Consider the following 13,541-nt stretch of genomic DNA (forward strand, 5'->3'; position numbering starts at 1 on the left):
CTCTTCATTTCTGCCATACTCAAGCAACTCTGTCCATAGATGTCAGTATAGCCCAATAGGAGATCCCTATCCGATAGCGTAAATAGACCGCCACGGATTTTGCTACCGGCCCGATGGGGGCATTCAAAATCTCGTCCGGACCTGCCTGGACAACCGGACGATTACACCGGGTGCAGAATGCCTGATCATGCAAATAGCAAGTGACCACGGTCCGAGGCTGAATGACGATATCTTCCTGGATATGTTCGTGTAAGCCCTGTACAGGCCTCAAATCATGCTTTTGACAATTCGGGAAAAGTATAGAGGGGACATGGTGTGGCAACGACGATTCTGGGAACATATGATTTGGAGACGACCGGGACTTTGCGGCTCATTGTGATTACATCCATTACAATCCGGTAAGGCACCGGATTGTGGATGCACCAACGGATTGCCCGCATTCGACTTTGCATCGCTATGTTGAGAAAGGAATCTACTCGCCCGATTGGCGTGCGAAACCGGTGAAGATTCCGATCGATGGGCGGGAATATGCGGAAATATGGAGGGCGGTCATGCTTTTATGCAATTCGTCCTTCAACCAGACTTAATTGACGATCAATGGTTAATCTTTCTCCGCGCGCTACCGCCCGACTGACAGAAGACTGAACCATGCCCGGTAATTTGCCAACGGCAGTGCCTTTCATCCCCAATTCCTTAACGCCCCAGAAACATATCCGCCTCCGGCGGACCATAACCCGCCGTGGCTGTTTGCCCGGACTCAGGATCTCCTCTGGTTTCATTCCAAAGATTTTCGCCGCCCGCTTAACCACTTTGGCGAAATCAAAACCTTGCGCTTGCAGCCGATAAATACCACCGGAACTCATTCTCTTTGCCAAACCCTCTCGCCCAAGGTATCCTTGCCGGAATTTTTGATCTCCCTTATTCTCATAACTTAAAAGTAGTAATCAATAATAAAGAAACTTATAAATTTATGGATTGTCCCCTTCTGTCCCCCTAATGCTTGTCACCGGCCTTATGGGTCGCCCGCATGGTCTGGGCAAGTTCTTTTATCTCTCCAAGGTCTTCTACCATCATGGCCCAGCCATACCAGTAGGCATAGTCTGGATTCATATGGAAGAACGCCTGGTATGTCCTCATCCGGTCTTTCATGTACATCTGGAATAGTATCTGGTCGATGTATGACAGTTTTTTCAGATCTCCGCCACCAGTCTGCATAAAATACAATAAGTCTGGATAAGCAAAGGAATAATTCGCGGGCTTCTTGATAATGCCATCTTTATAAAGAGCAGCCACCGTCTCGATGGCATCAGCCATAAGCCGATCAGCCTTTTTCATCATGGTATCGCCCATCTCCAGTTGGGTGCGGGCATACCGCTCGGAGTGGCACTTGCTGCACGTGGTAATCATTTTCTCACGTTCAGTTTTCCATGCCTCCTCAGTCAACCGGGCCAGATCTACTGCTTTCACAACTTCAAGACGTGCAGTGGGCTGACCTGTTTCCGGGTTCAACACTCCAAGGGCCTTCAAGATAGTTATCCTGTCAGCTTTCCACTGAGGATCTTCAGGAAGCGGCAATCTTACGCCCAGGAAGCCCCATGCGGTTCTATTTTCATGGGTCCCGTTAGGTAGATGGCATTCCTGGCATTTGGGAGCAGGGGCGCCTTCGGGCAGGTTGCGAGAATCCCTGGCGAACCAACGCGAACCATGCTTCGCACTGCTCCACATCTCCCATTGCGGGTGATCATAACCCATATGGCATTGTTGGCAGGCCCTTGGGTCAGCAGCCTCCTTTTTGGAAAAGCTGTGCCTGGTATGACATTCATCACATGAATTGTTCTGATATCGATAGCCCTTATCTCTTTGGTCTTTCTTCTGGGCTTCGCTCTTGATGCCCATGTTGTGGCAGCCGCCGCAGCCTCTACCTCCCTCCATCAACTCATCGGGTTCTACGTGGGTGATTGGCAAGGCATTCAGAGACGTCCAGCCAAAATTATGTTTGCCTTTCGAAAATTGGGAAAACTGCTGCTCATGGCACTGAGCACATACTTTTTCGTCCGGCAGTTGCGCAAGATCGGCATTTTTGCCACTGGTGTGTTTATCGCCATGACATGTCGAACAAGATACGTCATTCCGGCTGTGCTTACTGGTCTGCCAATCCTTCACCAGCCCCGGACTGACTCCCTCGTGGCATGTGACACAGACTTCATCCTTGGCCATGGCCTGGCTGAAAGGAACCAGCAGGACAAGAATAGATAAGAAAAATGTCACGCCGATTATTGTTGCTCTCATCATTTACCTCCCTTTAAATAACGAAAATGGATTGCTCTGTTGTTAATCTACTTCGTCACATCCTCCCGCGTAAGGTATATCGGATGCCAGTGTTTTCAGCGCCCGATACGGCATCTATTATCTCATAATTTTGTTAAATTATATAACAAATCAAGCTGCGAGTCTCCTAAAATTCTTGGGGGACACCATTAAGAATCATCACTTATTTTGTAGACTCGAATTTTTGAATGGCCCTGACCACGGGTTACAAATATTGTGAAGAGATCCAGTGGCATCCAGTCGTGCCGGAGCATATACGGCCCTCCATTTCAGTGTTTGATCTTCCATTATCATACTTATTGAAGCTCCCCGCAGTCCGCCTGCGGCGGACGGGGAATCTCCGTATGTAAGGTAAAATCGCATCCTATTCACTCGCTAACCCCGCTGCAAGCAACGGAAAATGCTCTCGCTATGTATGTTCAAAATAGATTCATGGTAACACGTTAGGTGCTTGAAACAGTCCTACATTCAGAAAAGGCTATTAATCTGGAACTCAGAAAATCAGGAAAAGATAGACCCTCTTTATTTGGGTTTGCACTTCCCTGAGTTCCTGATTTCCAGATTTGATATGTTTCTTTGCACTTTTTATCATGCATTTTCAAAACGCTAAATTGTTACGATTCATGAAATATACGGGCTAACTAACCCTCTTTAGAAAAACCGAACCGGGGTTCGAAGCAGACGAAAACGATAACTCTGGTGGGGAATAAAGATAGTATGGTATTTGGAATCATTTTCGGGTAAAATTGGGAACGTTTCGATTAGATTCACCGTTCGCTTGAGAGGGAATATGAACTTGACACTCGTCTTGACAATTTCTGTTCTACTTCAAGCCACAGCGGCAGTTCTGGCTCTGAGGCTCATACGGATTACCAGAACCCGCCTTGCGTGGATCCTGATCGCGTCCGCCATTTCCCTTATGACCCTGCGGCGTCTCACCACGTTAGTTCATACATTCTCCGCAGCACCCACCTATCGGGCCGACTTCAATAGTGAATTGATTGCGCTTGCTACGTCTTTACTCATGGTAATAGGAATCGCCTTAATCGCGCCCATTTTCCTTTCTATCAAACGCTCGGAAGAGGCATTAAGAGAGAGCGAGGAAAAACATCGGGCGTTGGTTGAGACGATGAACGACGGTTTGGCAATAAGAGACGAAAACGGCTTTTTAACATACGTCAACGACAGGTTCTGTGCAATGTTGGGATACTCGAGAGATGAAATAATCGGGCACCCTGTTACGGATTTCTTGGATGAAGCCAATCAGGACATATTGGGAGAGCAAATGGCGGCCGGGACAAAAGGCGGGCATCCATCCTATGACATAACCTGGACAGGGAAAGGTGGGCTCAAGATTCCCACAATCGTCTCTCCAGCACCAATTCGTGATGCGGAAGGTCAAATAAAAGGCAGCTTCGGGGTGATAACAGACATTACCGACCGTAAGAAGGCAGAAGAAGCGTTGCAACAAGCCATGGCAGAGCTTAAGCGCTCCAACGATGAATTACAACAGTTTGCCTCCGTAGCTTCACACGACTTACAGGAACCGTTGCGCATGATATCCAGTTATCTGCAGCTAATAGAACGGCGTTACAAGGGCAAGCTGGACGAGGATGCCGATGAGTTCATTGCCTTTGCCGTAGACGGGGCAACTCGCTTACAGGACATGATCAATGGATTGCTGGCATATGCGCGTGTGGGAACCCGCGGTAAGCCCTTCGAACCAATAGCCAGCGAGGCAGTGCTTGAACAGGCGCTCCTCAATCTTCAGGTGGCGATTGAGGAAAGTGGTGCTGCGGTCACCCATGACCCTCTCCCTACAATTGTGGGAGATGCTGCGCAGCTTGATCGGGTGTTCCAGAACCTGATCAGTAACGCCATCAAGTTTCACGGCGAAGAACCATTGCATATACATATCTCGGCCAAACTTATGGGAAACGAATGGGTATTTTCTGCGCGTGACAACGGCCTCGGTATTGATCCGCAGTATCAAGATCGTATCTTTGGTATATTCCAGCACTTGCATGCCAGAGAAGAGTATCCCGGCATTGGTATCGGCTTGGCGATATGCAAAAGGATTGTAGAACGCCATGGTGGACGTATATGGGTAGAAGCAGAAGCAGGAGGGGGTTCAACGTTTTACTTTACAATTCCGATAAGGAGGGGGGAACGGTAATGAATGATATGGATACAGGGAAACCTATTGAGATTTTACTGGTAGAGGACAGCCCGGGCGACGTGCGCCTGACACGGGAAGCCCTCAAGGAATCCAAAGTGCGTAACAACCTTCACGTAGCAATTGATGGTGTAGAGGCCATGGCCTTTTTGCGCAGAGAGGGCAAGTATGCAAACGCACCTAAGCCGGATCTCATCCTGCTGGATTTGAACCTCCCCAAAAAAGACGGTCGCGAGGTTCTTGCCGAAATCAAATCCGATGAGCATCTGAGGTCCATTCCGGTGGTGATTTTGACTACTTCACAGGCAGAAGAAGACATCCTTAGAACTTACAATCTTCATGCGAACTGCTACATTACTAAGCCGGTTAATTTCGACCGCTTCGTCGAGGTTGTGAGGCGTATCGAAAATTTCTGGCTCACTATCGTTAAACTGCCGAGGACTGGATAAAATGGACCAGAAACCGATCAAGGTACTTCTCATAGAGGATAATCCCGGTGACGTCAGACTGATACGGGAATTGCTGAAGGAGATAGCGGGTACCCAGTTCGAACTGCAGCATGCTGACCGGCTCTCGAGAGGGCTGATATGCCTTACAGAAGGAGCTTTTGATGTACTACTACTGGACCTCGGACTCCCGGACTCTCAGGGGTTTGATACGCTCTCTGTCGTTTACGCCCAAAGACCTAAGGCCCCTATTATAGTGCTGACCGGCCTCGCCGATGAAATGGTTGGTATCGAGGCGATTCACAGGGGAGCGCAGGACTATCTTGCGAAGGGGAAAGTGAACGGCGAGCTGTTAGTGCGCACTATCCGTTATGCCATTAAGCGATATGTTCTCTTAAGACAATTGGAACAGACGACTCATGATCTTGAACAGACGGTCGAGGAATTAAGAAATGCCAACAAGAGGATCAAAGATCAACAGAAATCCGTTATTGAGGAAGAACGGCTTAAGGTATTGCTCCAGATGGCTGGGGCCACAGCACACGAGCTAAGTCAGCCACTTACAGGTCTATTGGCCGGTATCGAGTTAATGAGGCTGAAGATGGATGACCCTGAAAAGTTGGCTCAATACATGCACACGATCGAAGAGACAGGCCAGCGGATATCTCATATTGTAAGAAGGATTCAAACCATACGCCACGACGAGACGAAACCTTATGTTGGCGGAAGCTCCATTATTAATCTGTACCAGGACTTAAATATCCTTTCAGTGGAAGATGAGGATGCCATTTTTGATAAGGTACATAATAGTCTGAAAGATAGCCCCCATATCAACCTGTCCCGGGCAGGTAGTATCCTAGAGGCAATACCCATACTGAAAAATAACCGGTTTGATCTTGTTCTTTCGAACCATGTGCTCCCGGATGGAGATTCTCTCGAATTTTTGAGGGTTCTGGCTGACAAGGGGCTGGAAGTCCCTGTAGTGGTCGTTACTGCTCGGGGAAACGAGATGATCGCTACCAAGGTGATTCGCGCAGGAGCCTGCGATTACCTCCCAAGTGACAGTATTAGTAAAGGGACCCTTTCTGAAAGCATCTATACCGCCATGGAAAATTTTCGTCTCAAAAGAGAGGCAAATCTGGCTCTCCGGAAAATGGCTCAAATGGCAACCAGGGACGAATTGACCGGAGTGTACAACAGGCGATTTTTTGTCGAGGCACTGGAACGCGAGATGACAAGGGCCAAAAGGTACGGGACCGATCTGGTGATCTTAATGATAGATATGGATTACTTCAAAAGGGTCAATGATACCTATGGTCATATAGCAGGGGATATGGTCCTGCGTGAGATTGGCAAGATGCTCCTAGACAGCATGCGACAAAGCGATCTGATATGTCGTTATGGCGGTGAAGAATTTGCCGTCATTTTGCCCAATACTGATGTGGAAAAGGCAACTGTGGTAAGCGAGAGGTTCAGGGAGAGGGTTAATAAACACCAGTTTGAATATGACTCGAAAAAACTCAAGATAACTGTCAGCATAGGAATCGCTTCATTTGACAGGTCCAACGACAAACAATCTCCTACAGAGTTGGTTGACAATGCCGACCAGGCTCTTTATCAGGCAAAGAGAGAAGGTAGAAACAGGATCAAGGGCCCAATGATCTCAATCGACAAGGGAGTCGGTAAGCCGGCGTCAATTGCGACAGGCTAGACCCAATCTGACATTTCTGAATGAATCAGGTACAAGCCAGAGAACTCGAAGGAGGAGTGTCGGATAAAGTCTAACCTGTTACAAATGAGCGCGGGCAGCCTCTTGTGGAACAAGCCGCGCCCTATGCCACTCGAGTGAGAATCAGTCGAGCTTATCTCTCTGCAATGCCTCGAAGACGTCATCAGTGTCCTGTCAGGCCTGCTGACTTTCTGCCTCTCAGGACACCGCTCCGAATCCCTATGCCTACTTCCTCCGATGTAATCTCTTTTCCTGCCGCTTCCATTCCCCGCGGGCGGCTGTCCCTTAGGCTACGAGATATTTGCGGGTAACCGTAATGACGTGACCCCGCTGCAAGCAACGGGGAATGCTCTCGCTATGCATGTTCAAACGTGATAGAATAGCTATACCCGGCGCATAGATATCGGAAATATGCAGCCTGACAGAGGGAGTACGTGCAGTACGTTATCGAAGCGGAGAACCTCAGAAAGAGATTTGGCGAATTCCTGGCGGTGGACGGCGTTTCTTTTCAGGTCGTTCCGGGAGAGTGTTTCGGTATACTGGGGCCGAATGGTGCGGGAAAGACGTCAACCGTTCGGATGATTTATGGCTTTTCTCCTATAAGCAGTGGCAGCCTCAAGGTATTCGGTCTCGATATATACACAAACCTGCGGGAAATAAAGTCTCGAATCGGCGTCTGTCAGCAGGACAATAATCTGGATCCTGACCTGACCGTACTGGAAAATCTGGAAGTCTTTGCCCGGTATTTTGAGATTTCCAAAAAGGAGGCGCGCGCCAAGGCTGAGAAACTCCTCCGGTTCATTTCCCTTGATCACCGCAAGGACTTCAAGGTGACGGAGCTTTCAGGTGGAATGATGCGCCGGTTGGTTCTGGCCCGCGCCCTTATCAATGATCCGGAAATTCTGATCCTGGACGAACCTACTGCCGGACTGGATCCCCAATCCCGCCACCAAGTCTGGGGGCGGCTTGAAGAACTGAAAACCAAGGGGCTCTCCATTCTGCTGACTACCCACTACATGGACGAAGCCTCACGACTGTGTGATCGACTTCTCATCATGGATCAGGGGCGGATTTTGGTACAAGGTCGGCCCCTGGACCTTATCAGAAAGCATGTGGGACAGGATGTTATCGAAGTCTCCGAGCCCACGGAAGAACTCCGCAAATATATTCAGTCCCAGCCTTTGGAGCACGAAGATCTTGGTCATCGTCTCATTGTCTACGGCCGTGAGGGTGACAAACTCTTTCGCACCATAAGTGATCAGTATTGTGAAGAGGACTGCAACCTGCGCATGGCCAGTCTGGAAGACGTTTTTTTGAGACTGACCGGCCGAGGGCTAAGGGAATGATCGGGATACATTCACTCAGGATTTCCAGGAGGTTTGTGCGCATCTGGCAGCGAAACTGGATCGTCTACCAGAGAACATGGAAAATCAGCTTTTTGCCGCCGTTACTCGAACCGATTTTCTATCTGCTGGCATTCGGAATCGGACTCGGCTCGCTCGTCGGACGGTTTTCCTACCGCGGCTCTGAGGTGTCCTATGTGGCTTTCATCGCACCCGCGCTCCTCGCCGTCAATATGATGTATAACGCCTTCTTTGAGAACACCTATGGTTCCTTTGTAAGGATGTACTATCAGAAGACATTTGACGCCATTGTGACGACGCCTGTGTTTCTGGAAGAAGTGGTTACGGGAGAAATCGTCTGGGGTGCAACCAGGTCCGTTATTGCCGCTGCCACTATGCTGGCCGTAATCAGCGTATTCGGCCTGGTCAAATATCCGGAAGGTTTTTTGATTATACCCCTGTCCTTCCTGGGGGGGCTTGCCTTTGGATCCATAGCGATTTTCTTCACCGCTATCGTACCCACTATTGAACTCTTTAACCTGCCTATGTTCCTGTTTATTACACCCATGTTTCTTTTCAGCGGGACCTTCTTCCCGGTCAAAAACCTGCCTTTGTGGGCACAATGGGTCGCGGCCGTTTTTCCGCTGACGCACCTTGTTGAGCTGGCGCGGGCCTTCAGCCTCGGGCATATGGCCATAGACCTCCTGTGGGACTTCGCTTATCTCATCGTATTCTCCATGGTGTTTTTCCCACTGGCCATTGTCAAGATGCGGAAACGTCTGATCAAGTGAAATCGATCCCTTCCTCGTTAACGACGGCCTGCCCCGGGACCACTGTCTTGCTGACGGTTGATGGCGTGACATTCAGGGTCCTCACTGCACCAGTTGCCCCGCTTCCCGGCCGCCGGGTAACAAAACACGACACGGGCCCCATCCCGTGAGCCTTGTTTGCCGTCGTCAGAACCTCAGCACCCGCGCAGGAAAGACCATTCAGACACCAGGCATATGCTCGACATAAAAGCGTTGGAATTATAGGGCGGATTGATAATCAACGTGATAATGATCTGATTGTAGTATATTTAGGGAACGTCCATAAAAGTATAAATAAAGTCGTAATCAATAATAAAGAAACTTATAAATTTGTTGAACATGCATACGGAGATTCCCCGTCCGCCCAAGGTGGACTGCGGGGAGTTTCAATAAATCGGGCATTTATATGTCTAAAGATGGAACTACAAAGGAGGTCTAATCCCATAGGAAAAGTGCGTAACAACCTGCCGTTCTTGAAAGAATTGGCTAATAAGAATTTTACACAAAATTCTTGACAGTACCCTTTGGAAAATTAAAGATGTCGGCAAGCTATACGTGGAATTTTGGAGCGGGGCGGCCAGGTACAATATGCAATGGATTAACCGGTTTTTCAGTTTTATACTACTGTCCGATAAGAATCTTATCGCGAGTTGCTCCAGATCGGAATATAGAAATAGAATTGCTGGCTGAGGCAGCCTACTTAGGGGCCTATTTGGATTATCAGGCATCTGGGCTGAAAAGGAGCATGAGAGTACCCTGAGTATGGTAAAAGGGCATCGGCACGACATGCCATCGTCAATATGGGCGTATTAGGGTATTGATAGAGATATGGTAAATGGCGAAAGGATGGAAAGAGATAAGCTTACATTTCTGGGCAGCCTAAGAACTAAGATCATATTGGGGGCAGGCCTGGTCATGGTTATAGTGCTGGGCATCTTTATGTACTTGGATGTGCTATCACGTAGAAGCGGCCTGTTGGAGGCGGAAGAAAAATGCGCCCTTGATGTCAGCTATACCCTGATGAAGAGTATAGAGCATCCCATGCTTGATGGGGAGATGGATCAGGTACAGATTGTACTCCAGAAGGTAATTGAACTTGAGGATATGCGGGTGGCGTACATTTCTGGTTTAAGCGGCACCATCGTGTACACTGGAGTCCCGGACAGCAGAGGCAAGATCAGCAGGTCTGAGACGGTCAAGGAGGCCTTACGCACGAATGCGTTAGCTAAAGGCCTAGAGATATATAGGGGAGAAAAGATACTAGCTCATGCCATGCCCATCCATAATGAGAAGCACTGTTTTAAGTGCCATGGAAGCGAAAAGAAGGTGTTGGGGGTATTGTTGGTGGGGACCGCCTGGGGGCCCATAGAGAAGAACATAGATGCGATGACGACTCAACACAGCATCTATTTTTTAGTTTGCCTGGCCTTAGTGATAGGATTGATTGCGATTCTCCTGAATTATCTGGTCATAGCCCCCGTTAGATCACTTACCAGGGCTACCGTGGTGATGGCCAAAGGGGACCTCAGCCGCAGAGTGCCTGTCAAGAGAGATGATGAAATAGGACATCTTGAAATTGCCTTCAACCAGATGGCGGCAAACCTGGAGAAATCAAGGGAAGAATTACTACAAGCCCAGGCGACGCTGGAAAAATCGGTAGTGCAGTTACAGAAAAAAACTCAAGAGCTGGAAGACTTTACCTATATAGTTTCCCATGACCTGAAGGAGCCGCTCAGGGGGATTACCTCTTTTGCCCAATTTGTCCTCGAAGACTATGCCGATAACTTGGACCAGAAAGGTGAGAGTTATCTGGCAACCATTACGAACAGTGCAGAACGATTAAAAAGGTTGATCGACGACTTGCTTGCACTTTCCAGAGTTACCCGCGCCGAGGCCTCCTTTCAGACTACCAAGGCATCAGGGATAATTGAGGAGGCGATTGAACGGGTCAAATACAGCATCGACCAAAAAGGCGTTGAAGTGGTTGTTGCCCAGGACCTGCCCAGCGTATATTGCGATAGGGGGCAACTGGTACAAGTCTTTGCAAACCTGCTTAGCAACGCCGTCAAATTCATGGACAAGGAGAACCCGAGAATCGAAATCGGGTATCAAGGTACGGCGGATTACCACCAGTTTTACGTTAAAGATAATGGTATGGGCATTGAAAGAGAGTATCAACAAAAGATATTTGGAATGTTTCAACGACTTCACAGAAGGGAGGACTATGAAGGAACAGGTGCCGGGCTCCATATCACCCAGAAGATAATTGAAAGGCATCATGGCAAGATCTGGGTGGAATCTGAATTAGGCCTGGGTAGCACTTTTTATTTTACCTTGCCCAAAGGGCAATTAGACATGAGCGGGGTGAAGAAATGAAAGAGAAAAAACAGAAAGAAATAGTAATATTATTGGTGGAAGATAACCCTGTAGACATCGAAATAACCAAAAGGGCCTTTGAAAAAAGCAACATCAAATACAAGTTGTGTGTGGTGAGGGATGGTGAAGAGGCCCTGGATTTCCTCTACCACAAGGGACAATATGCTGACGGGAGCCAAGCGCCACGACCGGATTTGATCTTACTGGACATTAACCTGCCCAGAATAGGCGGTATAGATGTCTTGAAAACACTGAAATCCGATCCAGACTTGAAGAGAATCCCCATAACCATGTTGACGGTCTCGGATAAAGACGAAGACATCATAAGGAGCTTCGACTTGGGGGTCAATAGCTACATCACTAAGCCCGTGGATTTCAATAAATTTGTCGAGGCGATGAAAGCTCACCATTTTTACTGGACGGTTATCACCGAACTACCTCCAAGGTAACCTGCCTTGCCCTTGTAGGAGATCTAAAATGAATGAAGGACGGCTCAATATCCTAATTATCGAGGATAACCCAATTGACATCAGCATTATAACAAGGCAGTTGGCCAAATATGATTTTGACCTTGATTTTGCTACTTCTGGAGAAGACGCTCTAAAAAGCTTACGAGAAAAGAAGTATGATATGGTAGTTACTGATTATTCAATGCCCGGTATGACAGGCCTTGATGTTTTGGATAGAATGAAAAAAGAGGGTTTTGATATGCCTACGGTGATTATGACCGGCGCTGGCAGTGAGAGGCTTGCCGTAGAGGCCATGAAAAAGGGGGCCTGTGATTATCTTATCAAATCCACGGATCCAGGTTGGTTAGAAGTTTTTCCCTCAGTAATTCAAAGCAACATCGAAAAATACCGGTTGGTAAAGGAAAGGGGAAAGATAGAGGAAGAAAAGAAACAATTGGCAGTGCGGCTCCAACAAGCTCAGAAGATGGAGTCCATTGGTACCCTTGCTGGTGGTATTGCCCATGACTTTAACAACCTGCTCATGGGGATCATGGGCCACATCTCCCTGATGTTGTTGCGTACCGACTCTGACCCACAGCTTTTTGAACATCTTAAGGCAATAGAGGATATTGTTCAAAAGGGATCGGATCTCACCAAACAACTCTTGGGTTTTGCCAGGGGCGGCAAATACGAGGTCAAGCTGACTGATCTAAACGGGCTAATTGAGAAGACTCTTGAACTCTTCGGCCGCACCAAAAAAGAGATGCGGATTCACAGTAAGTACCAAAAGGGGATCTGGCCGGTCGAAGTGGACCGAGGGCAGATTGAGCAGGTTCTGCTAAACCTCTATGTCAACGCCTGGGAGGCTACGCCCGGTGGTGGAGAATTTTTCGTTGAAACCAGCAACGTTGTGCTCGACAAAAACTATATCAAGCCATTTCCTGTAAGACCTGGCAATTATGTTAAGATATCTGTGACTGATACTGGAGTTGGTATGGATAAGGCCACTCAAGAAAGGATATTCGAGCCATTCTTTACTACAAAAGAGCTGGGCAGGGGAGCCGGCCTCGGTCTTGCCTCGGCCTACGGAATCATCAAGAACCATGGCGGCATGATAAACGTTTATAGTGAAATAGGACACGGAACTACCTTTAACGTTTATCTGCCAGCCTCGGAAAAGGATGCCACAGTGTTTGAAGAACATAAAGTGGCTGAAGAGATCTTGAAAGGTACAGAAACGATTCTTCTCGTAGACGACGAGGATATAGTTCTTGACGTGTGCAAGGATATGCTCACAGAAATTGGCTACAAGGTGCTGGTAGCCAGAAGCGGAAAAGAAGCTGTGGAAGTCTACGGCAAGCAGAAGGAGAAAATTGAACTGGTTATTCTTGACATGATCATGCCGGACGTGGGCGGCGGGGAAGCCTATGACAGGATAAAGGGAATGGATCCAAAGGCGAAAGTTCTCCTTTCCAGTGGTTACAGCGTTGATGGTGAAGCCAGTGAAATATTGGCACGAGGATGCAATGGGTTTATTCAGAAGCCCTTCAATATAAAAGAGTTATGTGAAAAAATAAGGGCCATCCTGCAAAAGTAATAAGAGACCAGCCTCCAAGTCTGGGGACCCATTCCCATTCGCCTGAGCCTATCTTAGTGTCCCGTTTATGCGGTAATAGTATTTTATTTCTGTATATTATTCGCTTGCTCAATTAGTTTTCGAATGAAGACAGCGTCAATCTCGCTGGCTGCCAAATGGAGCTCAGGATAGTTGCCCAAACCGCCTTGTATCATCTTCCCATTTCTGTCTTTGTAAGCACCCTTCCGCAATAAGTGGGCTATACTGACATCTATGGACAGAGTTGCTTGAGTATGGCAGAAATGAAGA

The 13,541-nt window shown here is 48.0% G+C and carries 11 protein-coding genes; 8 read left to right on the plus strand and 3 right to left on the minus strand.

From position 1 onward, the window contains the following. Positions 1 to 557: 557 nt before the first annotated feature. Together RDU59_12490 and RDU59_12495 are read right to left on the minus strand one after the other, a co-directional pair. Positions 558 to 875 (minus strand): hypothetical protein, encoded by a 318-nt coding sequence (locus RDU59_12490; GenBank protein ID MDQ7839297.1) that lies wholly within the window; start codon positions 873 to 875, stop codon positions 558 to 560. 118 nt (positions 876 to 993) lie between these two features. Beyond that, positions 994 to 2,217, minus strand: coding sequence for a multiheme c-type cytochrome (locus RDU59_12495; protein ID MDQ7839298.1), 1,224 nt, complete (start codon positions 2,215 to 2,217; stop codon positions 994 to 996). 901 nt (positions 2,218 to 3,118) lie between these two features. Between RDU59_12495 and RDU59_12500 the strand changes: the two genes are divergently transcribed. The 8 genes from RDU59_12500 to RDU59_12535 all read left to right on the plus strand — a co-directional run bounded on the left by RDU59_12500 (position 3,119) and on the right by RDU59_12535 (position 13,253). Continuing rightward, positions 3,119 to 4,504, plus strand: a complete 1,386-nt coding sequence (locus tag RDU59_12500; protein MDQ7839299.1) for a PAS domain S-box protein — start codon at positions 3,119 to 3,121, stop codon at positions 4,502 to 4,504. Beyond that, positions 4,504 to 4,953, plus strand: coding sequence for a response regulator (locus RDU59_12505; GenBank protein MDQ7839300.1), 450 nt, complete (start codon positions 4,504 to 4,506; stop codon positions 4,951 to 4,953). Before RDU59_12500 ends, RDU59_12505 begins: the two co-directional genes overlap by 1 nt. Before the next feature lies 1 nt (position 4,954). Further along, positions 4,955 to 6,661, plus strand: a complete 1,707-nt coding sequence (locus tag RDU59_12510) for a diguanylate cyclase (protein ID MDQ7839301.1) — start codon at positions 4,955 to 4,957, stop codon at positions 6,659 to 6,661. 452 nt (positions 6,662 to 7,113) lie between these two features. Next, complete coding sequence (locus tag RDU59_12515; protein ID MDQ7839302.1) at positions 7,114 to 8,025, plus strand: ATP-binding cassette domain-containing protein; 912 nt, start codon at positions 7,114 to 7,116, stop codon at positions 8,023 to 8,025. Then, the gene (locus RDU59_12520; protein MDQ7839303.1) at positions 8,022 to 8,813 is read left to right on the plus strand and encodes an ABC transporter permease; all 792 of its coding nucleotides are present in this window, start codon (positions 8,022 to 8,024) and stop codon (positions 8,811 to 8,813) included. The genes RDU59_12515 and RDU59_12520 overlap by 4 nt, the downstream gene beginning before the upstream one ends. Positions 8,814 to 9,677: 864 nt before the next feature. Continuing rightward, entirely contained in the window at positions 9,678 to 11,207 is a 1,530-nt protein-coding gene (locus tag RDU59_12525; GenBank protein MDQ7839304.1) for an ATP-binding protein, read from the plus strand. After that, complete coding sequence (locus RDU59_12530; protein MDQ7839305.1) at positions 11,204 to 11,656, plus strand: response regulator; 453 nt, start codon at positions 11,204 to 11,206, stop codon at positions 11,654 to 11,656. The genes RDU59_12525 and RDU59_12530 overlap by 4 nt, the downstream gene beginning before the upstream one ends. A gap of 28 nt (positions 11,657 to 11,684) precedes the next feature. After that, positions 11,685 to 13,253 carry a response regulator gene (locus RDU59_12535; protein MDQ7839306.1) on the plus strand — a complete coding sequence of 523 codons (1,569 nt, stop codon included), beginning with the start codon at positions 11,685 to 11,687 and terminating at the stop codon, positions 13,251 to 13,253. Between the two features lie 83 nt (positions 13,254 to 13,336). Here the strand turns inward: RDU59_12535 and RDU59_12540 are convergent. Further along, a partial coding sequence (locus tag RDU59_12540; GenBank protein MDQ7839307.1) for a hypothetical protein occupies positions 13,337 to 13,541 on the minus strand: 205 nt, incomplete at its 5' end.

This window comes from Thermodesulfobacteriota bacterium, from assembly GCA_031082315.1.
In the GTDB taxonomy this organism is placed as follows: Bacteria; Desulfobacterota; QYQD01; order QYQD01; family QYQD01; genus QYQD01.

Coding starts and splice junctions, on each gene's coding strand:
- RDU59_12520 (MDQ7839303.1), top strand. CDS start 8,022: ATGATCGGGATACATTCACTCAGGATTTCCAGGAGGTTTGTGCGCATC.
- RDU59_12530 (MDQ7839305.1), top strand. CDS start 11,204: ATGAAAGAGAAAAAACAGAAAGAAATAGTAATATTATTGGTGGAAGAT.
- RDU59_12535 (MDQ7839306.1), top strand. CDS start 11,685: ATGAATGAAGGACGGCTCAATATCCTAATTATCGAGGATAACCCAATT.
- RDU59_12505 (MDQ7839300.1), top strand. CDS start 4,504: ATGAATGATATGGATACAGGGAAACCTATTGAGATTTTACTGGTAGAG.
- RDU59_12495 (MDQ7839298.1), bottom strand. CDS start 2,217: ATGGCCAAGGATGAAGTCTGTGTCACATGCCACGAGGGAGTCAGTCCG.
- RDU59_12510 (MDQ7839301.1), top strand. CDS start 4,955: ATGGACCAGAAACCGATCAAGGTACTTCTCATAGAGGATAATCCCGGT.
- RDU59_12500 (MDQ7839299.1), top strand. CDS start 3,119: ATGAACTTGACACTCGTCTTGACAATTTCTGTTCTACTTCAAGCCACA.
- RDU59_12525 (MDQ7839304.1), top strand. CDS start 9,678: ATGGAAAGAGATAAGCTTACATTTCTGGGCAGCCTAAGAACTAAGATC.